This is a genomic window from Paenalcaligenes sp. GW821-LYS-B07-1, from assembly GCF_058803365.1.
This window is the reverse complement of sequence record NZ_CM179516.1, coordinates 182611-203956: the sequence shown is the minus strand read 5'-3', so window position 1 is coordinate 203956 and position 21346 is coordinate 182611. Positions and strand designations below refer to the sequence as shown.

Sequence of the window (21346 nt, the reverse complement as noted above, 5' to 3'; positions counted from 1 at the left end):
ATTACGTAGCGTTTTTTGTATTGACAGTACAAAAGTGCGTTATTCGTCGCCCATTTGTGATTGCAGGTAGTTCTGTACACCCACTTTTTCAATCAATTCCAGCTGAGTTTCCAGCCAATCGATGTGCTCTTCAGTGTCGTCCAGAATTTTCAGCAGCAAATCGCGAGAAACGAAATCGCTCACGCTTTCACAATATTCCATACCTTCTTTCACGGTCACATGAGCGGCTTTTTCCAAAGCCAAGTCACATGCCAGCATTTCAGGCACGTCTTCACCAATACGCAGTTTGTGCAGATCTTGCAGGTTAGGTAGGCCTTCCAGCAGCAAAATACGTTCAATCAACAAATCGGCATGTTTCATTTCGCCGATGGACTCTTTGTATTCTATCTTCCCCAGTTTGCCAAAGCCCCAATGGTTCATCACGCGGGCATGCAAGAAGTACTGGTTAATCGCCGTCAGCTCATTTTTAAGCTGCTGGTTCAGGTAATAAATAACTTTGGTGTCGCCTTTCATTGTTCTCGCCTCCGGAAAGCTACGTTAAGCCAAACAGACCTAACTATAACAGCCCGGACACCATTATCTGAGGCTTTAAGCCAGAATAATTAGCGCGAAAAAAGGCAAAAAAGAGAAGCATTCTCAAACACTTAGCTTGAGAATGAGTATGAGTAAAGTCGAATCAGGACAAGGTGGCGTAGGAAACCGTGCGAGCTGAGCGCAATTGTGACTCGTTTGCGGCCATTTCAACAGTTTCAGGTGCACGTGCAATTGGCGTAGCGAACAGCGAACCTTCGCTGGCATATTGCCCACCGGGCAAATACTCAACGGCAGTGTCCGCGCAGGCTCCGCAGCACGTAGCTACTCCAAGTTGGGCTTGTAGATCAGACATGGTGGAAACACCGCTGTCTACAGCTTCCTTCACCTGACGCTCAGTAATAGCGTTACATATACAAATATACATGCGAACCATTATCATCCTCAGTTCCAAAAAACGCAACTACTAATATTTGGACACTATTTGCCCTTTCTCACAGTGGGCTAAAACCAACAATTTTGGGTGCCAAAAACTGGGGGCATGACGGGCTTTCTGCAACAATACCAGCTTGTCAGACTTTCCCAGATCCTCAAATTTAGGTTGCCATGAAAACAGCTTCTGCTACTCAACGCTCCGATCGCGCTCTGCTACGCAATACGCTGATGCGCCTGACTATGCCTCAGAAACTACTTAGCCTCATCGTCGTCATTGTGGTGGCGCTGATATGGTGGCCCTTGCTTCAACGTCTAGTACGTTTTGGCGACACCATCGACTATTCCGGTCTGCACGCCTTGGGGGCCGACGGCTTATCGTTCATTCAGCACTACGGTACTTATGTATGGTGGTTTATTGGCTTGCTGTGTACGCTGCTGATCATCTACATGCTGTACAGCTTTGTAGTATTCACCCACGGACTGTGGCAACAACGCGCCGTTAGTGAAAACACCCTGAACACACTGGTTCCACAGCTCTCACCAGATGCGTGTGAGGTCATACACTGGACCTGGGCTGAGCGTCGTAATCCTATTACTATCGGTGACTTACAACGCGCTGCACAAGAATTAGGCAATAACCGGTTCGACAAAATTCGCATGGCAGAACGACAAGCCGCTTTGCTGAATACGCATCGCAATGCTGACGCCGCGCCTACAAATGACTTGCAATCAGCCGAATTTCATGTTTGACTAATAGTTATGGATAACGCACGTACTATTTCTCGCAACATTGCTTCCGCCGGCCAATCTGGTCGCACCGGTGCTGCTGTGCGTGCAATTATTTCCCTGTCCCAGATTACCCTACTACCACTACTACTAGCGCCCGGTTGCCGGGCCTAGAGCCTAGTGGTAGTTCGGCAGCCAGTATTCAGCCACGTGTTTATATGCCGTCATTAGCATGACGTAGTGGTTCTGGTGACGGCAAAAAGTTTATATGCTTTTTTCGCCTGACAGGTGCATCAATGATTACCCATCCCGCTTCCAAATACATTCCATTTAAACCTTTCGCCCGCGATTTTTCCGAGCGTACTTGGCCATCCAAACGCATCGAGACTCCGCCTATCTGGATGTCTACTGACTTACGTGATGGTAACCAATCCCTGATCGAGCCCATGAGCGTAGCGCGCAAATTGCGTTACTTCGACATGTTGGTCAACATTGGTTTCAAAGAAATCGAAGTAGGCTTCCCTTCTGCCTCGCAAACTGACTTCGACTTTGTACGTACACTGATAGACGAAAAACGCATTCCTGACGACGTCACCATTATCTGTTTGACACAATCGCGTCAGGACTTGATTGAACGTACCGTAGAAGCAATGACTGGCGCTAAAACCGCCATGATCCACCTGTACAACGCATGTGCACCAGCATTCCGCAAAATCGTCTTTAAAATGAGCAAAGATGAAGTGCGTCAGTTAGCGGTGAACGGCACCAAAATGATTAAAGAAGCCATTAAGGCTCAGCCTGGCACCAAATGGCGCTACGAATACTCCCCAGAAGTGTTCAGCACTACCGAACCTGAAGTCGCCTTAGACGTATGTAATGCCGTAGTAGAAGCGTGGGACCCAAGTCCGGCAGACCCTATTGTGTTGAACTTGCCCGCTACGGTCGAAGCCACTACCCCTAACTTGTACGCTGATCAAATTGAATGGATGCACAACAATTTGGCCCGTCGCGACAGCATTCTGATCAGTTTGCACCCCCACAACGACCGTGGCACCGCTGTTGCTGCCGCTGAGTTCGGCGTAATGGCTGGTGCTGATCGTGTTGAGGGCTGCTTGTTTGGTAATGGCGAACGTACTGGTAACGTGTGTTTGGTCACTTTGGCGCTGAACTTGTACACCCAAGGTGTGCATCCAGGTTTGGATTTCTCTGACATAGATGCTATCCGCTTGTGCGCGGAAGAGTGCAACCAGATTCCTGTACACCCACGTCACCCTTACGCTGGCGATTTGGTGTTCACCGCATTCTCTGGCTCCCACCAAGACGCCATCAAAAAAGGCTTTGTATTACAGAAAGCGGATGAGCCTTGGGAAATTCCTTACTTGCCAATCGACCCTGCCGACTTGGGCCGTAGTTACGATGCTGTTATTCGCGTCAACAGCCAGTCTGGTAAAGGCGGTGTGTCGTACTTGCTGGAACAAGAACATGGCTTGGTATTGCCTCGTCGTCTGCAAATCGAATTCAGCCGTGCCATTCAGCGCGAAACCGAAGAAACAGGCAAAGAAGTCACACCAGAAGCGGTATACAGCATTTTCGAAAGCGAGTACTTGGATACCAAAGGACCTTGGAGACTGGTCACACACACCATCAACAGTGCCCCTAAAGATGATGACGGCAACCAACGCGTCACCATTGATCTGATAGTGAAAGTGAACGGTGAAGAGCGTTCGTTACAAGGTTCCGGTGACGGTGCTTTGGCGGCCTTCATCAATGCCTTGAATATGCCTATCAAGGTCATGGACTATACCGAGCACGCGATTGGCAGTGGCATTGATACTAAAGCTGCTACCTATATCGAAACTCGTATTGCCGATAACCAGAGTGGTTTTGGCGTAGGTATTCATCAGGACATCCTGACATCTACGTTCAAGGCCATCTTGAGTGCCGTTAATCGTCATGAACTGGCGAAACGAGCAGAAGCTGAATGCGCTTAATACAGTGATCCTGATTAGCGCACGCTACTTATAAGCGCCTGCCTGCTACCCTGGCAGTGCCGCTACAACGCCCCTACCAGGGGCGTTTTTGCATTCTGTGCTTACCACTCGGTATGAGCAGGTTCCCACATCACATCTACATCTGCTTCTGCAGAACGGCGCATCATATCCAGCAAAGGAAAAGCACGCTGTCTGAAACTTACTGGCAACTGCATAGGGTGTTTAGTGTTCTCTTCATCCTCTTCGTGTTCAGAATCTTGATGGGAAGGGTCCAATGAAATAGCACGTTCTATACTAGCAATGGCTGCAGCCAATTGGTCATGCGGGATAACGCCTTGCTCTGGCAGCGCATCAAGGTAAGGACGCCCGGCCGCTTTTAATACCAGCAATGCATGCTCCGCAAACATCATGACGTTGGGGGCAGCTTTAGAACTAAACACCAGCAACATAGCACTTTCTCCAATAGATCATCATGGTCCCTATGGTAACGCGCTTAGCGCAAAAAATTGCAGTATAGAAGCTGATTTTTTATGTCTGAGGGCTCAGCCTTATGTTGCGTCTACTGTTATACAGCCTACTGCTTCTCTGGCAAGGTGCACTGCATGCCCAGCAATGCCAAGCACCTACCGCAGACCAGCACTGTAATGCCAAACTAGGTAGCCCAAACCAGCCGTATCAGTTACCTGATCCTACGGCGGGTAATCCCATACATACGGCCACCGGCAACAAAACCCATCATGACTGGGATCTCTTTGCACTACCGCACAGAAACAACATGGGCTTTGGCCGCTACTACAGCGCACAGGGCTTAATTCTGGGCATTCTAGGCGCCCAATGGCAGCACAACTATGAACTCAGTCTTACTGTGTCTGCAGGACGCTATGTTGTGAAACTACCCGGTGAGTCTGACCTCACACTGACAGAAAAGCCATCGCCCTTTGGCTTCATACGAGTGGGCCAAAAACCAGACACCTATACGTGGCACCGCCATAATGGTGACAGCTATACCTTTGTAGTAGGCAAACTGCATCATATGCAGCAGGGTGAGCACCATACCTATCTTGACTACTACCCAGACCATAGCCAATGGCCCGCGCAGCTACACAGGATACGTACCACCCACACACAGTTGGAACTACGTTACCTGCAACACGGCTCACGTTATTACCTGCAGCAGCTACATAGCCCTGTAGGCACCATCTCCTACCATTATGATCAGCCAGTCTCGTCTCAGTTGCTACGGTTACAACGTGTGCAATATCCCGATGGCCGTAATCTGCATTATTTATACGAAGTTGAGCATCAAAACGGCCACCCCTTTGCGCTAACGGGCATTAGCATCCAACACAACAGCCCCACGGGTCAGCTCTATCGCTTACGGTATTGGGCCTATGACCAGCAAGGGCGCGCCATCAGTTCAGCACAAGAAGATCGCCAACAGTCAGTCACTATCCACTACCCTGCCTCTGCTGAGCAACCTATACGCATACAAAGCAAAGCTGGTGAACAACAGCAATACCTCAACCACTCTGGACGCTTAATTCGCACTACTGGAACTACGTGCCCGGGCTGTCCTCCCCCTGATCTGCAGGTGTCCTCACCACAGCAAGGGCAATTACAGATCAACACCCTTAACCTGCAACAACACGCACAAGGTATAACACTCACGCCTCGTCACGCTGGTTGGGCCGGTCTGCAATTAGATTACGACACTAGGGGCAAACTACAGCAATGGTCTAGCGCCCTTAGCGGTACCACGCGTTGGTTTTATGACTTAAAGGGCCTACCGCTACGTCAAACTCGTGCCAATGGTGACCAGCTCACGGTTTACCGCCACTCTACCCCTCTGCGCTGGCAGTTACAGTATCGTTCAGATCGTGCTCGTAGCCAAACCAACGTACTGTGGTCACAGCCCACACAACTGCGCGTAGAACACCCTGCTGAAACTCAAGAACAGCGCTTCGACGCAGCGGGCAACTTACTGACCCGCACCATCACCCGCCAACTGTTCCCTACGCTTGAAGATATTTACGTTTACGATGCTCAAGGCAGATTACAAGAGCATGCGCTGCCTGAAGGTGGTTACTTGCGCTATGCCTGGGCCGAATCCTCTGCACAGTTACTCGGCATAACATGGCAAGACAGTATGGGCCAAAATACACCCTTGTTACGTAGCCTGCCGGGTGGTTATGCCTATTCAAATGGCCTCATAACCCAACTGAACTACAACACAGCAGGGCAAGCTTATGCGTTGTCGGTGAGTTCAGATAAAAAACTGTATTACCTCAGCACGCGCTATTACCACGCTACCTCTAGCACACTGCAGGCTGAACATCACCTTTCACCTATTCTGCAGTCACAAGAACGCTATGGCTTTGGGTATAACGACCAGCAACAAACTGTAGTCTGGCAACGTAACCAAGACTCTCCTAAGTACTATGCTTGGTCAGAAGAAGGCGCTCTGCGGCATTCCAATGCTATAACCATACCTAGCATAGAGCGAGATGCCTCTGGTTTACCTACAACAGTACAGCAGGGAAACAAAGTCCTCTCGCTACGCTACAGCCCACAACGACAGCTACAACAAATATGGAACCAACACGACTTGTTGGCCAGTTATGAGCACAATGCGTTTGGGCAGCTCATTGCAGCGCACTACCCCAATGACAGCAGATCGTTCTATTTCAACGGCACCCGGCTAGAGCTAGAAGAGCGCCGTATCAGCCCTACAGCCCCAGTTTACGAATCGCGTCGTTATATCTATGCACATAATGTGCCTATAGCCATGCTGCGCTATCTACCCGATCAAAGCAGCGAGCTATACCACATACATAGCGATTGGTTGGGTGCACCTCACAGCATGACCGATCAGCATGGCGAGATAGTGTGGGCGGCGCAGCTTACTCCTTTTGGTCATGCTCAGTTGTTGGTAAATCGTGTAGACCTACCTTTACGCCTACCCGGGCAGTACGCCGATCCGATCACGGGTTGGCACCATAATGGCTACCGTACTTATCTACCGGAACCAGGCTATTACGTAGAGCCTGACCCTTTAGGCCCGGTTGCTGGGCTACAAGCCCTAGGTTATGCACAGCAGCAACCTCGCCATTATGCTGACCCCACCGGTTTGGTGTTGTTTGCCTTTGACGGCACACGTCAGAACCAACACACCGAAAGTAATGTGCAATTATTAAGTAGGCTGTATGAAGGCGAAAGCTTCTATCAGTCTGGCCCTGGCAACCCATATTACGTAGATTGGGATGCCATCACGGCCAGCCAAGCGCATCAGATCATCCAAAATCAGTGGTCACATTTACTCAACCAAATCGAGCGTGGCCAGCGACAAGGGCAAGCTGTACTTCCCATAGACATACTAGGTTTTTCCCGTGGCGCAGCATTAGCCAGACACTTTGCCAACCTGATTGTGCAACACACGCAAAACGGCTGGTTTCAGTATCAACACCCACAACGCGGTCTACTCGCCATGTGCATACAAACACGCTTCATGGGATTGTTTGATACGGTTGCCCAGTTTGGGTTGTCGGGATCAGCCAATCATCTGTACGATTTATCTGTCTCACCCGTTTGGGGTTGGGTGGCCCATGCCGTCGCCCTTAACGAGCACCGCTGGATGTTCCCCTTATACAGCCTAGACGTTCCCAGCAATCTGAACCGATTAGAACAAGCGTTTATAGGCGCTCACTCTGATATAGGTGGTGGCCACGATCTACTTGAGCCTGAACCTGGCGATCTGAGTCGCGTAGCGTTGATGTGGATGCTCTGGCAAGCTCGCGCTGTAGGGCTGAATTTCAAAGACCTAATCACCGATGACACTAACGTCAGCACGCCCATCTTGCACGATGAACGCTCTGCCCTAGAACGCTACCTACTCAACAGTGACCGACGTGTGCAGTCTCCGTCACACCCTACTCATAACCAATATCAACAAGACCATCCTGAATTGGGAAGAAACATACGCGATCAAGTCGAAGCCTTCTTACGACGTTTTTCAGATTGGCGTACACGCGACGACAATCAAGTGGCAGAGGTCGATATGGCTGCCTACTACCAGTGGTTGGCGCAGCAAAACGCCCAAGCACCTTGAATCAAAGAGGAAATCTAGCGCAAATCACGCTATCATGTAAACCTTGGACTTTCTTTACGTATGGGCCGCGGTAAACCTCCGTTTCCCCATCACGCAACCTGATACTACACACGATTTCTATGCTTGCAGAGCAACAACAACAGCTCATCGCGCTGCTTCAAAGCGCCGTTCACGCCCTCGTTCCTGACGCGTCACCTACGATCACCCTTGAGCGCCCAAAAGTGGCTGCACACGGTGATGTTGCTTCAAATATTGCTATGCAATTGGCTCGTCCAGCAAAACGAAACCCTCGTGAATTGGCACAGGAAATCGTGGCGCACGTAGCAGCCAACCCCGATGCACAACAGCTTATCGCTACCGCTGAAGTCGCTGGCCCTGGTTTCATCAACTTCCGCCTGACTACTGCGGCACACCAAGCGGTACTGCAAACCATCGCCCAACAAGGTACGCAGTATGGTTTTCAACCAGCACGTACCGATAAAGTTTTGGTGGAATTCGTATCCGCTAACCCAACAGGCCCCTTACACGTAGGCCACGCCCGTCAAGCAGCTTTGGGCGACGCAGTTTGCCGTCTGTTTGCTACGCAAGGCTTTGATGTCACTCGCGAGTTCTACTACAACGATGCGGGTAACCAAATCGAGAACTTGGCGATTAGTGTGCAAGCTCGTGCTCGCGGTATCGACCCTGAGTCAGAAGAATTCCCTAAAGATGGCTACCGTGGTTCGTACATCCAAGATATCGCTGAAGACTTCTGCGCAGGTAAAAGCGTAGGTGCAGCCGACGTAGAAACCGTTGTAGCCTCTGGCGATGTGAACAACCTAGACGACATCCGCCGCTTTGCGGTTGCCTACCTGCGTCGTGAGCAAGACTTGGATCTACAAGCTTTCGGTCTGAAGTTTGATAACTACTATTTGGAAAGTTCGCTATACACCAGTGGCCGTGTAGAAAAAACGGTAGATGCTCTGGTAAAAGCTGGCCATACCTACGAAGAAGAAGGCGCTCTGTGGCTACGCACTACAGAACTGGGCACTGGCGACGATAAAGACCGCGTGATGCGAAAGCGTGAGGGCGGCTACACCTACTTCGTACCCGATGTGGCTTACCACGTCGCCAAATGGGAACGTGGTTTCCACCACGCTATCAACATTCAAGGTACAGACCACCACGGTACTATCGCTCGTGTGCGCGCCGGTCTGCAGGGCCTTGATATTGGTATCCCTAAAGATTACCCCGCATACATTCTGCACAGCATGGTCAAAGTCATGCGTAATGGCGCAGAAGTCAAAATCTCCAAACGTGCAGGTAGCTACGTCACCATGCGCGAACTGATTGAATGGGTGGGCCAAGATGCTGTGCGCTTCTTCCTTGCACAACGCCGCGCCGATTCCGAGTTTGTGTTTGATATAGACCTAGCACTGTCACGCAGTGAAGAAAACCCTGTGTACTACATCCAGTACGCACACGCACGTATACACTCGATGGTGAACCAATCCGGCGAAGCGCTGGAGCAAATCCAACAAGCCGATACCAGCTTGTTGGTGGCACCAACCGAGCTGACCATGCTGCAACGTTTGGCTGAATACCCAGCCATGCTGCAATTGGCAGCCAATGACTTGGCTCCGCACCAAATTACCTTCTGGTTGCGTGATTGTGCAGCAGACTTCCACGCTTGGTATAACGCCGAGCGCGTCAATGTAGACGACCTGCCGCTGAAACGTGCCCGTCTGGCTTTGGCTATTGCTTGCGCACAAGTCATTGCTAACGGTCTGAGTGTACTGGGTGTGTCTGCACCTGAAAAAATGTAGGAACTATGGCAACACGACGCAAGAATACCCGATCTAGCAAATCCTCCAGCGGCGGTGGCAGTACCCTGTTTGGTGTCATCATCGGCCTCATTCTGGGTTTGGCGGCAGCAGCATTAGTCGCGTTTTACATCACTAAAGCGCCCATGCCTTTTAATGACAAGGCAAGCCGTGCTGCTCCCAATGTACTGCTTCCTGAAGTGCGTGATGCTCCAGACCCAAATATAGGTCTGTATCCACGCCCTACCACTGGTGCCAATGGTCAGCCAGATAGCTTGAGTCCTGTTGCCCCCTCAGGCGGCACACGCCGTGATGAAGACGTACTAGGTGAATTGATTGCAACCCTGCCGGAGGCTGCTAAGCCTCCGGCAGTGCCAGCGCCTACAACGGCAGCCACTCAACCTGCAGCATCTGCACCTACTGCAGCGAACAACACCGAGCCTAAACAGCTCGCTATGATACCGCCACCAGCACCGCCTAAAGCGACTGCTTCGCAGCGTTATTTCTTGCAGGCCGGTGCATTCCGTTCTGCTAACGATGCGGATGCTACCAAGGCGCGTATTTTGATGTTGGGCTTACCTGCCGAAGTACAGGTTGCCGAGGTAAACGGCACCACACTGAATCGTGTACGTGTAGGCCCTTTCAATGGTCTGGATGCTATGAATCAAGCTCGCATCACGTTGGGTAACGAACAAATCGCTACCTCTGTTGTGCGTCAGCCTTGAACTTTATGCGATCCTCACTGTCCTATAGCCTATTATCTAGCAGGAAGGAAATCCTATAATGAACAAAACTTCAGTTCTTCGTCTGGCGGCTAGCAGTGTACTAACACTGAGTGCCCTTTTCAGTGCTCCCTCCATGGCCCAGCAAGCACAAACGTATGTCACGCTGGAACAGGCTCAGCCCTCGGATACACTTAACAAAACCGAAGTACTGGAGTTTTTCTCCTATAGCTGCCCACACTGCGCAACTGCCGAACCTCTGGTAGCAGAATGGGCTACAAAACTTCCTGAAAATACTGTTCTGCAACGTGTACCTATCGCCTTTAATGCCGGCATGGTAGATCTGCAGCGCATGTATTACACCTTGGAAGCCATGGATCGTTTGGATCTACACGAAGCGCTATTCAAAGCTTTGCACCAAGAAAGAAAACCACTGTTTGATGCTAAAGCGCTGACCCAATGGGCGGTTGATCAAGGCGTTGATCAAGACGAGTTCACCAAAACCTTCAACTCGTTTGGCGTGAACACCAAGATTTCCAAAGCTAACGATTTGGCACGTGCCTACCGTATTGAAGCTACACCTAGCTTGGCTATAGGCGGTAAATACGTCACCAATCCAAGTATGGCTCGTGGTATTCCACAAATGCTGGAACTGGCAAACGGCTTGTTAACGCAATAACACATTGGGTATTCACACCTAGCGTTGTACCTTTACCGGTGATTAGCTAGGTTCACATACCCATTAAAAACCCCCCTGATGTCATTGGCATCAGGGGGGTTTTTCTATTCACATGGTTACTCATGTGAATATCTCGCTATATCACAGACCTGCTGGGCGTACGTAGCCTGGGAAATGCTCATCCAACGCTGCTTTAAAAGCTTCGGATTTAAACGCATCAGCCAAGTCTTTAGCCCATGGTTTGTCCAAGTCTTCTGTACGTACAGCCACTACCTGTTGATAGTCTACTGGGGGCTGCTCCAACGCTACAGCGCTGGTCAGATCCAAGCCAGAGGCAATCGCAAAGTTACCGGGTACAACTGCATACTCTACGCCGCCAATAGTACGTGGCAACTGAGCTGCTTCTACTGGCTGCAAACGGATGTTTTTAGGATTCTCCACAACATCACGCTCGGTCACACGCAGTGGGTCTACATCTTGCTTCACCACAATCACTTGGTGCTGTTGCAGCAGTTGCAAAGCGCGTGCCAAGTTACTTGGGTCGTTAGGTACAGTGAAACGGTCTTTGTCTTGCACATCAGCCAAGCTGTCGCGACCAGTTGCGTAAATACCCATAGGGGCAGTTGTACTCTGAACCAAATCACTCAATGGCAAGTTTTGGTCTGTTTTAAAACGGTTTAGGTACGCAATGTGCTGGAACAGGTTGGCATCCAACGCACCATGAGCCAACGCAATATTCGGCTGCACGTAATCGTTGAACTCTACCAGTTTGACCTTGTAGCCTTGCTCTTCCAACTGAGGAACAATGGCCAACTTCAGCACATCATAGTTATAGCCAGCCGTCGCACCAAACACCAAGCTTGGTTTGTTTGGATCTGCTGCGTGAGCAGCGCTGGTGCCCAGAGTTAGCATGGCGGCAATGGTGCCTAGCATAAGCTGGCGGCGTAGCTTCAACATGAGAATACCCCTTGAGTAATACGATAAAAGTACAACAAAAATTACGAACGTTTATCCAGTCGGTGTGCCAAGGCATTACCGCCAAACTGTATGATCTGCACGATCACAATCAGTATCGCTACCGTCAGCAACATCACATCGGTTTGGAAGCGGTAGTAGCCGTAACGAATGGCCAAATCCCCAATACCGCCGCCACCTACTACGCCAGCAACCGCTGAGTAGGATAGAAAGCTTACTGCTAGTACAGTGAGGGCAAGAATCAACCCAGAGCGGGCTTCTCGCGCCAACACACGCCACACAATTTGCAACTCTGATGCACCCATGGCTTGGGCCGCTTCAATCACACCACGCGGCACTTCTCGCAGGCTTTGCTCTACCAGACGTGCCAAATAGGGAATCGCAGCGACGGACAACGGCACTGATGCCGCTAATGGGCCAATGGGTTCACCTACAATTTTCAGTGTGAAAGGAGCCAATACCACCAGCAAAATAATGAACGGGAACGAACGTATGGTGTTCACTACCCAGCTCACGACCAAATAGATTTTAGGGCTACTGAGTGATTGGCCTGGGCTCATCAAAAACAGCAATACGCCCAGTGGGCCACCTAAGACAATGGCTGCGCTCACCCCTATGCCCAACATTAAAAAGGTTTGGCCTATGGCCAGCCACAAGTCGGGAAGAATGGGAATAATATTATCTAGCATGCTCTACACCCTTATGCGGCACTTAGCCCTTCTTGGGCATAAAATTTCTGCAATAACTCAGCACGTCGTGCTTCTTCAGCCAACTCACGCCCCAGTGCACTTAAACGCGGGGTATTTTGGTCGGCTACATCTACTACCTCTACCAACTGGCCTGCTTCCAGAATCGCTGCTCGTGTACACAACGACAACACGACTGGCAACTCATGCGTCACGATCACAATCGTTACGCCCAGCTGGTGATTAATATCGCGTAAAGTATCTAATACCGAGCGCGTTGTTTCTGTATCCAGTGCCGACGTAGGCTCGTCACACAGCATCACTTTGGGACGCGGCGCTAATGCACGGGCAATCGCTACACGTTGCTTCTGCCCACCAGACAATTGAGCGGGATAGTGATGAATCTTGTCACTCAAGCCCACCAATTCCAAACACTCGCGCACTCGTGTATCTACTTCTTTCTTGTTCACTCTGCGGTGCAGTGTCAGCGGAAACGCGACGTTCTCAAAAACAGTGGCATTTTGCAGCAAGTTGAACTGCTGAAAAATCATGCCCAAGTCTTGTCTAGCCATGCGTAAATCGCGCTTGGACAGCGTGGTCAAATCTTGTCCTGCCAACAATACTCGACCGCTATCAGGGCGTTCCAGCAAATTGATCATTCGCAGCAGCGTTGATTTACCTGCACCACTTTTACCAATCAGACCAAATATCTGTCCTTCCGCGATATCTAGCGTTAAGGAACGTATGGCATTAAAAGTGGAACCATCCGGTAAAGGAAAAGTCTTGTTTACGGCGTCCAATCGTATCAAGGTAGCCGCACTGGTTTGATTTTTTGGTTGCATGGTTACTTCAGAACAAGACTGCTTGCCACCCAGCAAACAGTCGAAAAGAGCGATTTATTATCGCATCTATTGCTTATTTCAAAACTTAACATTTAGCCATAACATAATATCTTCTAGTTATTAGAAGTTATTGTTATAACCAAAACAAGCCAAGGGTGATGGCAGCCCATCACCCTTGATTACACGGCTTCTCTACCCTAGACAGGAAGGTATCCCGCCTAGAATCTCATACCGTTAAACCGCGACGACCAGAGAAATTTCCAGTGGCGATTTGCTAGGCAGTGTGAAAACGCCCACAGCAGCACGTGCACTAATACCTGCTGCACCCAATTCAGCAGCCAAGTAGTCAGACGCGAAATCAGCCACTTTAGGGTGTTTATCGAACTCAGGGTCAGTGCTGGCGACGTAAACAGTCATGCTCACCACTTTGCGCAGTTGCTCAGACTCGTTCAGCACGCTGCGAGCAGCTGTCAGTGCATTTTGTACGGCCAACTCAGCCGATTCACGCAGTACATCTACGGGATCGCTGCTGCTAATACCGCCAGTACGAATCAACACACCAGCACGACGTGGTGTCATGCCAGCTGTAAAAATCAAATTCCCTTCGCGCGTAGCGGGAGAATAATTACCTTGTGGAGCGGGAGTGGCGGATTGGTTACTACTCATTTTCTATACCTCTGGATTAAGATGGCGACACTCTGCATTGCCTGCACGGTTGCCCCATAATCTTGTGAAAAATTAACACGTATACTGTGGGTGACGTTAGGCCCGAACTCACTACCCGGGGTGACAGTCACCCCTGCTTGCACGCGCAAAATACGCACAAATTCTTCTGGTTTCACAACCAGATCAGGTAGCTGGGGAAACAAATAACTACCAGCCTGTGATGGCCGCACCTTCACCCCATCTACTGCATGCAGGATGTCTAGAATAGCATCACGAATACGCTGGTGCTCAATAATACGCTGCGACATCCACCCATCTGGCTCATTGAACCACGTACGCAACACTGCTTGGTTATAGCCCGCCGCACGCAAGGCAATAATGGCCTGCAATTTCTCCATGCGCTGTATTAAACGCGCCGCCCCAAATGCAACACCTAGACGGAAGCCACTCAAGGATTCGGTTTTAGATGGCCCCATAATAGTCAGCAAGTTATCGCTGTTCATATCGGGTTGTGCACGCAGGTGGGTGTACTGCTCTCCGCTATATAACAAACGTGAATACAGCTGATCCACAATCACGGTCACGTTGTACTGTGCCGCTAGCTGCGCCACGCGCACGATTTCCTCACGGGAATACACCACACCAGTAGGATTGTTGGGGTTAGAAAACAAGAATACTTCTACACCAGATTTGAATACCGCTTCTAGCTGATCCAAATCTAAACCTGCTGCCGTACGCGTCGCATGGTAATTCAGCTGTACCGGCACTAACTCGCCTTCCATAAAGCTGACCAGTTTGCGGTTCGCGAAGTAATCTGGCTGCACGATGGCCACTTTGGTGCCACGCGTGACACACGCCGCAATAGCTAAAAACAATGCGCCTTGCGTGCCTGTAGTGATGATGAGTTCTTCTTCCGCATCCACTGCGCTACCCGTGAACGTACCTAGGTGTTTGGCGACTTCATGACGAATCGCTGCCTTACCTCTATATTCGGTATAGGCTTGCGCGCCCCCTTGATGATAGCCCTCGGAAAACACAGCCAAGGCGTTATCCACAGGCGGGAAGGCATCCACATCACCATGGGAAAAATCCACAGGGCGACCTTCTAGAGTTTCACCACGCAGCAAGGCTTGAAACTCAGCGCCTTCACGCTGCCGTACTTCTTGGCCTGGAGCATTGTCTGTACCTAAACGGCTGAATTTCTCGTCTAACTTATCCATTTTTGACCTCTTTAGCTTCCTGCTCAGCACGGTAGGCTCTATAACGCGCCATGTTTTCTTCATTTGCCGGGTACAAGCCGGGTAATGGATGCCCTGCCCGCACTTGCTCTACCACCCAACCTTCTAGACGCTCTTGCTCAGGCGCTAATTCCAACACCTTGTCCAAGAACGCAACGGGGATAGCCACCGCACCATCTTGATCGGCCACAATAATATCGCCGGGGAAAATCGCCACGCCGCCGCAACCTATGGGCTCTTCCCAACCGATAAACGTCATACTCGCCACTGAAGGCGATGCTGCTTGACCTTGGCTCCACACCGGCAAGCCAGAGGCCTTCACACCAGCACCATCCCGCATCACGCCATCTGTCACCATCGCTTTAATGTTGCGCTTCACCATGCGCTCGCACAAAATGTCGCCCCACACACCAGCGTCGGTCACACCAAAAGCATCTGCCACCGCCACACACCCTTCGGGCATAGCTTCAATCGCAGCACGGGTAGAGTTAGGTGCACTCCACGATGCGGTCGTCGCTAAGTCTTCACGCGCCGGAATAAAACGTAGGGTAAAAGCAGGCCCCACTATGCGCGGCTGCCCTTCCGCCAGCGGTTTGGTGCCGCGTATCCACGTATTACGTAGCCCCAATTTCAACAAAACAGTAGTGATTGTGGCCGTTGTGACCCCTTCCAGAGTCTTCACAATTTCAGCATCCAACGCCATATTCTGCCTTTCAAAAAAGTAAATAGACGTAGTTAGTCTCTCACCAATTATTTTTAATGGAAAGCTATAATTTTTTATGTTTTCCATCAATTTAATTGATCAATTATGCTGAGTGAATTACGTACCTTTCTAGCGGTAGTGCGTTACGGTAGCTTTGCCAAAGCCGGTGAGCACATAGGCCTCACACAAGGCGCGGTAAGCGCGCAGATCCAACGGTTAGAACAACACGTAGGACTACGCTTGTTTGACCGCAGCGCCAGACGTGCCACGCTAACCTTAGAGGGCCGTGAGGTACATTCACGCGCCGAGCATATCGTTACCGCCATGCAGCAGTTGGGAAACATGAGCTATAGCGATGGCGCTCAAGGTACCTTGGTATTAGGTGCTATCACCTCTGCTCAGCAGTCGTGGTTAATTGATGCGATGGCGGCGTTCAGGCAGGAATACCCCGGGATTTCGCTACGTGTCATACCCGGTGACTCGTTAAACATCATTGCCCAAGTAGATACTGGCGATATGGACGTGGCTGTCATGGTGCGTCCACCGTACACGCTGCCGCCCGACATCACATGGCACACCTTACTGCATGAGCCTTTTGTGCTGATTGCCTCTGACCATCATCCTGGCGCCAATTGGCAGCATCTGCTGCAACACGCTCCGTTTGTGCGCTATGTGCGCACGTCCTTTGGTGGACGACGCATAGAACAGTTTTTACGCCAGCATAAGTTATCAGTGCATGACGCTGTAGAACTGGATGAAATAGGAGGGTTAATACACGCGGTAGAAAAAGGTATAGGCGTAGGCATTGTGCCAGTGACCGCCGCGCATTACCCCTTTCCTCAAGGCGTGCGCATGCTCCCGTTAGGCAAACATGCGTTTTCCAGAGAGATTGGGATAGCAGAAAGGGGTACGCTCACGCACCCCTTGTTGACTCGCAGATTGATCAGTTTGTTAGAACACAGCGCAACCACCAATGCCGTTGCGCTGCCTGATTCATCAGAAAGTTAGAAGAAGCCCAAAGCGTCTGGGCTGTAGCTCACCAGCATGCACTTGGTTTGCTGGTAGTTACCTAGGGCAATTTTGTGTGTTTCTCTACCAATACCGGACTGCTTGTAGCCACCAAATGCAGCGTGCGCTGGGTATAAGTGGTAGCAGTTAGTCCATACGCGACCGGCTTGTACGCCACGCCCTACTCGGTAGGCTCGTGAACCGTCACGGCTCCATACCCCTGCGCCCAAACCATAGGATGTGTCATTCGCAATGGCAATGGCTTCTTCTTCGTCCTTAAAGGTAGTCACCGCCACAACCGGGCCAAAGATTTCTTCTTGGAACACACGCATGGAGTTATCACCACGCAGCATAGTGGGACTCACATAGAAACCAGCATCCAGCCCTTGCATACGGTTTCTATCACCACCCGTTAAGCACGTAGCACCCTCTTCACGCCCTAGGTTGATGTACCCCAGAATACGGTCCATCTGTGCCTGAGATACCTGCGCCCCCACCATCGTGGCAGCATCCAACGGGTTACCTTTTTTAATGCGCTCTACCCTAGCCACCACTTTTTCAATGAAGCGCTCGTAAATGGATTCTTGCACCAACATACGTGTTGGCGCTGTACATACCTCGCCCTGGTTCAGGGCAAACATGCTGGCACCTTCCAATGCTTTGTTCAGGAAAGCATCGTCGTTTTGCATGACGTCTTCAAAGAAGATGTTAGGGCTTTTGCCGCCTAGCTCTACCGTAGCGGGGATTAGCGAATCAGCCGCATGGTGCAAAATGGTTTTACCCACAGGCGTGGACCCTGTGAACGCAATTTTGGCAATGCGTGGGCTGCTGGCCAATGCGTTACCGGCTTCTTTACCAAAACCGTTCACCACGTTCAGCACGCCCGGAGGCAACAAATCACCAATGACTTCCATCAACACCAAGATAGATGCGGGTGTTTGCTCAGCCGGTTTCAGCACGATGGGACAACCTGCCGCCAAAGCGGGAGCCAGCTTCCATGCTGCCATCAATAGTGGGAAGTTCCACGGAATAATTTGCCCCACCACGCCCACTGGTTCGTGGAAATGGTACGCCACCGTGGTGCTGTCTATATCGGAAATAGCGCCTTCTTGAGCGCGGATGCAGCCCGCAAAATAGCGGAAATGGTCTACTGCCAGTGGCAAGTCAGCTGCGCGTGTTTCACGTACAGGTTTGCCGTTATCGATGGACTCTGCCACCGCTAGTTTTTCTAGGTTTTGCTCTATCCTATCTGCAATGCGCAACAAGATATTGGAACGCTCGGCTACCGAGGTTTTACCCCATGCCTCGCGCGCCGCGTGCGCTGCATCTAAGGCCAAATTAATGTCATCGGCGTCTGATCGTGCGACTTCGCAGAATACTTGCCCGGTAATGGGCGAGATATTCTCGAAATAATTCCCCGCTACAGGAGGTACCCAACGCCCCCCTATGTAGTTGTCGTATCGTTTTTTATAGGGGAATTCCAGATCGATGCCAAACTGTTTTAAATCCGAAAAACTCATTTCAACCTCCTGGGTCACGCATGAATTGCCCGAATACTGCAGAGCGGAATGTACAGCCGAAACAGCGCTGTGTGATTACTACTATACTGTGATTTCTATCATATCTTTATCCTACTTTGTGATATGGACAAGACCCGTTTAGACAAATGGTTATGGGCAGCACGCTTTTACAAGACTCGCAGCCTAGCCGTAGATGAAATCAATAAAGGACGCGTGCTGGTGAATGGCCAGAGCTCAAAACCAGCACGTGATATTCAGGTGGGTGATGAAATTTCCATCACCAAGCAGCCCCCGGCTACGGTAGTGATCGTACAAGCCATTAGCTCCGTTCGTGGCCCGGCTACCGTTGCCCGTACGCTGTATAACGAAACGCCTGAAAGCATTCATGCTCGCGAAAGTGCGGCTGAACAGCGCCGCTTGGCTCCGGAGCCTGCCTTAAGCATTCACGCTGGTCGCCCTACCAAGCGTGATAGACGTAGTATTGATCGCTTAAAACACGATGACTATTAAGCGTTACGCCAACTCACCGCAAAAATCGGTAAGCCAGTAGTCGGGCAGTTGTTGGGCCGTGATGCCCGCTCCCAACAAGGCAAATAATTTGGCTAAGGCTGCTTCTCGCGTCATGCTGCCGCTAGGTAGCATCCCTGCCTGCACCAACAAACTGCCCGCTGCGTATTGCCCTGGCAGCACGCTACCCACTGGGCATTGGCTAATTCCCACTACAGCCACCCCTTGTGCGGTAGCTCGGTGTAGTACGGCCAAGAGTTCAGCGTCCTCTGTTGGGCCTGTGCCAGTACCGTAGCACTCCAAAATCACCCCCTGTACGCCCGTATCCACAAGACTTTGTAAGGCATTAGCCTGAAAGCCGGGGTAAAACGGCACTACTACTAAAGATACCGGCTGACGCTGCACCTGAAAATTCAGTGCAACAGGTACATGACCAGTAATAGACTCAGCACCTTCATGGCGTACCGCTCTGAATGCGTCATCGGCATCACTGTGCCATTTGCTTACCTGTGTGCCGCGTAACAAACGCTGGTGAAAGTACACAAACACACCTGCAGCACAGACAGTGATAGCCGACAATGCACCAAACACATTGGCCCATGCATCCGTATCAGGTTGTACAGCAGGCCGCATAGACCCCGTTAGCACAACGGGAATACCTACACCGCCCAGCAAGAAACTTAATGCTGCTGCGCTATAGGCCAATGTATCTGTGCCATGTAGTACTACTACGCCACTACAACCCTGCTCGGCGGCCTGCACAATCACATCGCGCATGCTTAGCCACAGTTGCTGCGTCATGTTGGCACTATCTATAGGCGGGTCTATGGCTGCATAGCGCCACGCGGGCAGAGACTGAGCCTGCGGCCAAGTGGCTTGCGCGTGTTGAATACGCTGCTCAAACCCGGCTGCAGGTGCCCAACCGTCGGCACCTAATTCCATACCTAGAGTGCCGCCGGTGTACAAAATCAACACAGGCCCTGTGGCCGGTACAACATTCGTCATGCTGCTTTAGCCGCTACCAATGCTTGAGAGATATCCGCAATTAAATCTTGCGCATTTTCTAAGCCTGCGTGTAAACGTATCAATGGTTTAGTGTTGTGATTCCAGTAGGAGTGCGGTGCTACCAGCTCTGGCTCTACATACTGCACTAGGCTCTCGAAACCTCCCCATGAATAGCCAATACCAAACAGCGTCAACGCATTCACAAAGCGACGTGCTTGTTCTGGTTGCAGGTTCAAACTGAAGGCCAACATGCCGTTAGAGCCAGTGGCATCACGTTTCCATAATGCGTGGCCTGGGTCGCTAGGTAATGCCGGGTGGAACACACGCTCTACCTCGGGCAAGGAACTCAAGAATTCGGCCAGTTTCAGGCCATTGGATGCACTTTCACGCATACGTACCGACAAGGTACGCACACCGCGCAACGCTAGCCACACGTCATCAGCACTCACCGAATAACCCAAGGCATAATTCGTTTTCTTCACCGCAGAAATCAGGGCTGGGTTATCACCCACCACCACAGCACCCATCATCAAATCAGAGTGACCCGCCACATATTTAGTCGCGGCAATCACTGATACATCCACGCCTAGCTCTAATGGTCTGTAGGCATAGCCAGAGCCCCATGTGTTATCAGCGACAGTCACCAGACCATGCTCTTTGGCTACGGCTACTAAGGCAGGCACATCCAGCATTTGCATCAACAGCGAACCGGGAGACTCCAAGTACAGAATTTTGGTGTTAGGACGTATGGCTTCACGCACAGATGCTACATCTGGTTTCACATACGTGATATCGATGCCCAAACGTTTAGCCAAACCAGAATCATAAAGCCGTACAGGAGCGTAGGCAGAATCAGTGATCAGCACATGGTCGCCGTGCTGCGCCAAGGCGGTAATACTTAAGGCAATTGATGCCATGCCAGAAGGAACAAGCGCACAATACTGGCCTTGCTCTAACTCACAAAACACCTGCTCTAACGCAGCATGTGTATCCAGCCCGCCCCTGCCGTAAGCAGGTCTGCGCTGGCCTGCGGCTTGTGCTGCTTGGGCAGCATCCAAGTCTTCCAACGAACGGAATCTCACCGTACTGGAACGCACGGAAGGAATCGCCACGGGAGCAGCGCCTGTTTGAGGGTCAAACTCGGCTAACCCTAAATGAGCAAGCAACGTATCCAAATGACGGTAGGAGGACTGACTCATAGTGAC

General features: G+C 50.9%; 20 protein-coding genes. 8 read left to right on the top strand and 12 right to left on the bottom strand.

Features of this window, described 5'->3' with window-relative positions:
• Window positions 1-39 precede the first annotated feature (39 nt).
• On the bottom strand, window positions 40-513 hold the full coding sequence (gene bfr, locus AC3QL0_RS00965) for a bacterioferritin (protein ID WP_135861746.1): 474 nt from the start codon (window positions 511-513) through the stop codon (window positions 40-42).
• A gap of 163 nt (window positions 514-676) precedes the next feature.
• Window positions 677-958 (bottom strand): (2Fe-2S)-binding protein, encoded by a 282-nt coding sequence (locus AC3QL0_RS00960; protein ID WP_493009663.1) that lies wholly within the window; start codon window positions 956-958, stop codon window positions 677-679.
• Between the two features lie 179 nt (window positions 959-1137).
• On the opposite strand from AC3QL0_RS00960, the gene AC3QL0_RS00955 reads away from it, so the two are divergent.
• Together AC3QL0_RS00955 and leuA are read left to right on the top strand one after the other, a co-directional pair.
• Window positions 1138-1716 (top strand): hypothetical protein, encoded by a 579-nt coding sequence (locus AC3QL0_RS00955; protein WP_493009662.1) that lies wholly within the window; start codon window positions 1138-1140, stop codon window positions 1714-1716.
• Between the two features lie 272 nt (window positions 1717-1988).
• Window positions 1989-3683: a 2-isopropylmalate synthase gene (gene leuA / locus AC3QL0_RS00950; protein ID WP_493009661.1), complete on the top strand. Its 1695-nt coding sequence runs from the start codon at window positions 1989-1991 to the stop codon at window positions 3681-3683.
• Window positions 3684-3784: 101 nt separating this feature from the next.
• Here leuA and AC3QL0_RS00945 read toward each other — a convergent pair whose 3' ends face one another.
• The gene (locus AC3QL0_RS00945; protein ID WP_493009660.1) at window positions 3785-4132 is read right to left on the bottom strand and encodes a DUF1840 domain-containing protein; all 348 of its coding nucleotides are present in this window, start codon (window positions 4130-4132) and stop codon (window positions 3785-3787) included.
• Between the two features lie 101 nt (window positions 4133-4233).
• Here AC3QL0_RS00945 and AC3QL0_RS00940 point away from each other — a divergent pair, with 101 nt between their 5' ends.
• The 4 genes from AC3QL0_RS00940 to AC3QL0_RS00925 all read left to right on the top strand — a co-directional run bounded on the left by AC3QL0_RS00940 (window position 4234) and on the right by AC3QL0_RS00925 (window position 10991).
• Window positions 4234-7788: a phospholipase effector Tle1 domain-containing protein gene (locus AC3QL0_RS00940; RefSeq protein WP_493009659.1), complete on the top strand. Its 3555-nt coding sequence runs from the start codon at window positions 4234-4236 to the stop codon at window positions 7786-7788.
• Window positions 7789-7907: 119 nt separating this feature from the next.
• Entirely contained in the window at window positions 7908-9593 is a 1686-nt protein-coding gene (gene argS, locus AC3QL0_RS00935; protein WP_493009658.1) for an arginine--tRNA ligase, read from the top strand.
• Window positions 9594-9598: 5 nt separating this feature from the next.
• Entirely contained in the window at window positions 9599-10315 is a 717-nt protein-coding gene (locus tag AC3QL0_RS00930; RefSeq protein WP_493009657.1) for an SPOR domain-containing protein, read from the top strand.
• A gap of 58 nt (window positions 10316-10373) precedes the next feature.
• Window positions 10374-10991, top strand: coding sequence for a thiol:disulfide interchange protein DsbA/DsbL (locus AC3QL0_RS00925; protein ID WP_493009656.1), 618 nt, complete (start codon window positions 10374-10376; stop codon window positions 10989-10991).
• 141 nt (window positions 10992-11132) lie between these two features.
• Here AC3QL0_RS00925 and AC3QL0_RS00920 read toward each other — a convergent pair whose 3' ends face one another.
• The 6 genes from AC3QL0_RS00920 to AC3QL0_RS00895 all read right to left on the bottom strand — a co-directional run bounded on the left by AC3QL0_RS00920 (window position 11133) and on the right by AC3QL0_RS00895 (window position 16101).
• Window positions 11133-11948 carry a MetQ/NlpA family ABC transporter substrate-binding protein gene (locus AC3QL0_RS00920; protein WP_493009654.1) on the bottom strand — a complete coding sequence of 272 codons (816 nt, stop codon included), beginning with the start codon at window positions 11946-11948 and terminating at the stop codon, window positions 11133-11135.
• Window positions 11949-11989: 41 nt separating this feature from the next.
• Window positions 11990-12655 carry a methionine ABC transporter permease gene (locus AC3QL0_RS00915; RefSeq protein WP_135861732.1) on the bottom strand — a complete coding sequence of 222 codons (666 nt, stop codon included), beginning with the start codon at window positions 12653-12655 and terminating at the stop codon, window positions 11990-11992.
• Between the two features lie 11 nt (window positions 12656-12666).
• Window positions 12667-13494: a methionine ABC transporter ATP-binding protein gene (locus AC3QL0_RS00910; RefSeq protein WP_493009652.1), complete on the bottom strand. Its 828-nt coding sequence runs from the start codon at window positions 13492-13494 to the stop codon at window positions 12667-12669.
• A gap of 234 nt (window positions 13495-13728) precedes the next feature.
• Window positions 13729-14160 (bottom strand): RidA family protein, encoded by a 432-nt coding sequence (locus AC3QL0_RS00905; RefSeq protein WP_135861728.1) that lies wholly within the window; start codon window positions 14158-14160, stop codon window positions 13729-13731.
• Window positions 14157-15380: a pyridoxal phosphate-dependent aminotransferase gene (locus AC3QL0_RS00900; RefSeq protein ID WP_493009651.1), complete on the bottom strand. Its 1224-nt coding sequence runs from the start codon at window positions 15378-15380 to the stop codon at window positions 14157-14159. Before AC3QL0_RS00900 ends, AC3QL0_RS00905 begins: the two co-directional genes overlap by 4 nt.
• The gene (locus AC3QL0_RS00895; protein WP_493009650.1) at window positions 15373-16101 is read right to left on the bottom strand and encodes a ribonuclease activity regulator RraA; all 729 of its coding nucleotides are present in this window, start codon (window positions 16099-16101) and stop codon (window positions 15373-15375) included. The genes AC3QL0_RS00900 and AC3QL0_RS00895 overlap by 8 nt, the downstream gene beginning before the upstream one ends.
• Before the next feature lie 105 nt (window positions 16102-16206).
• On the opposite strand from AC3QL0_RS00895, the gene AC3QL0_RS00890 reads away from it, so the two are divergent.
• Window positions 16207-17109 (top strand): LysR substrate-binding domain-containing protein, encoded by a 903-nt coding sequence (locus tag AC3QL0_RS00890; RefSeq protein WP_493009649.1) that lies wholly within the window; start codon window positions 16207-16209, stop codon window positions 17107-17109.
• On the opposite strand, the gene exaC is transcribed toward AC3QL0_RS00890, so the two are convergent.
• Window positions 17106-18629 carry an acetaldehyde dehydrogenase ExaC gene (gene exaC, locus AC3QL0_RS00885; RefSeq protein ID WP_166406756.1) on the bottom strand — a complete coding sequence of 508 codons (1524 nt, stop codon included), beginning with the start codon at window positions 18627-18629 and terminating at the stop codon, window positions 17106-17108. The genes AC3QL0_RS00890 and exaC overlap by 4 nt on opposite strands.
• Before the next feature lie 123 nt (window positions 18630-18752).
• Here exaC and AC3QL0_RS00880 point away from each other — a divergent pair, with 123 nt between their 5' ends.
• Window positions 18753-19139 (top strand): RNA-binding S4 domain-containing protein, encoded by a 387-nt coding sequence (locus tag AC3QL0_RS00880; protein WP_493009648.1) that lies wholly within the window; start codon window positions 18753-18755, stop codon window positions 19137-19139.
• Window positions 19140-19142: 3 nt separating this feature from the next.
• Here AC3QL0_RS00880 and AC3QL0_RS00875 read toward each other — a convergent pair whose 3' ends face one another.
• Both AC3QL0_RS00875 and metC read right to left on the bottom strand, forming a co-directional pair.
• Window positions 19143-20141: an asparaginase gene (locus tag AC3QL0_RS00875; protein ID WP_493009647.1), complete on the bottom strand. Its 999-nt coding sequence runs from the start codon at window positions 20139-20141 to the stop codon at window positions 19143-19145.
• Window positions 20138-21340, bottom strand: coding sequence for a cystathionine beta-lyase (gene metC, locus AC3QL0_RS00870; protein WP_493009646.1), 1203 nt, complete (start codon window positions 21338-21340; stop codon window positions 20138-20140). Before metC ends, AC3QL0_RS00875 begins: the two co-directional genes overlap by 4 nt.
• Window positions 21341-21346 lie beyond the last annotated feature (6 nt).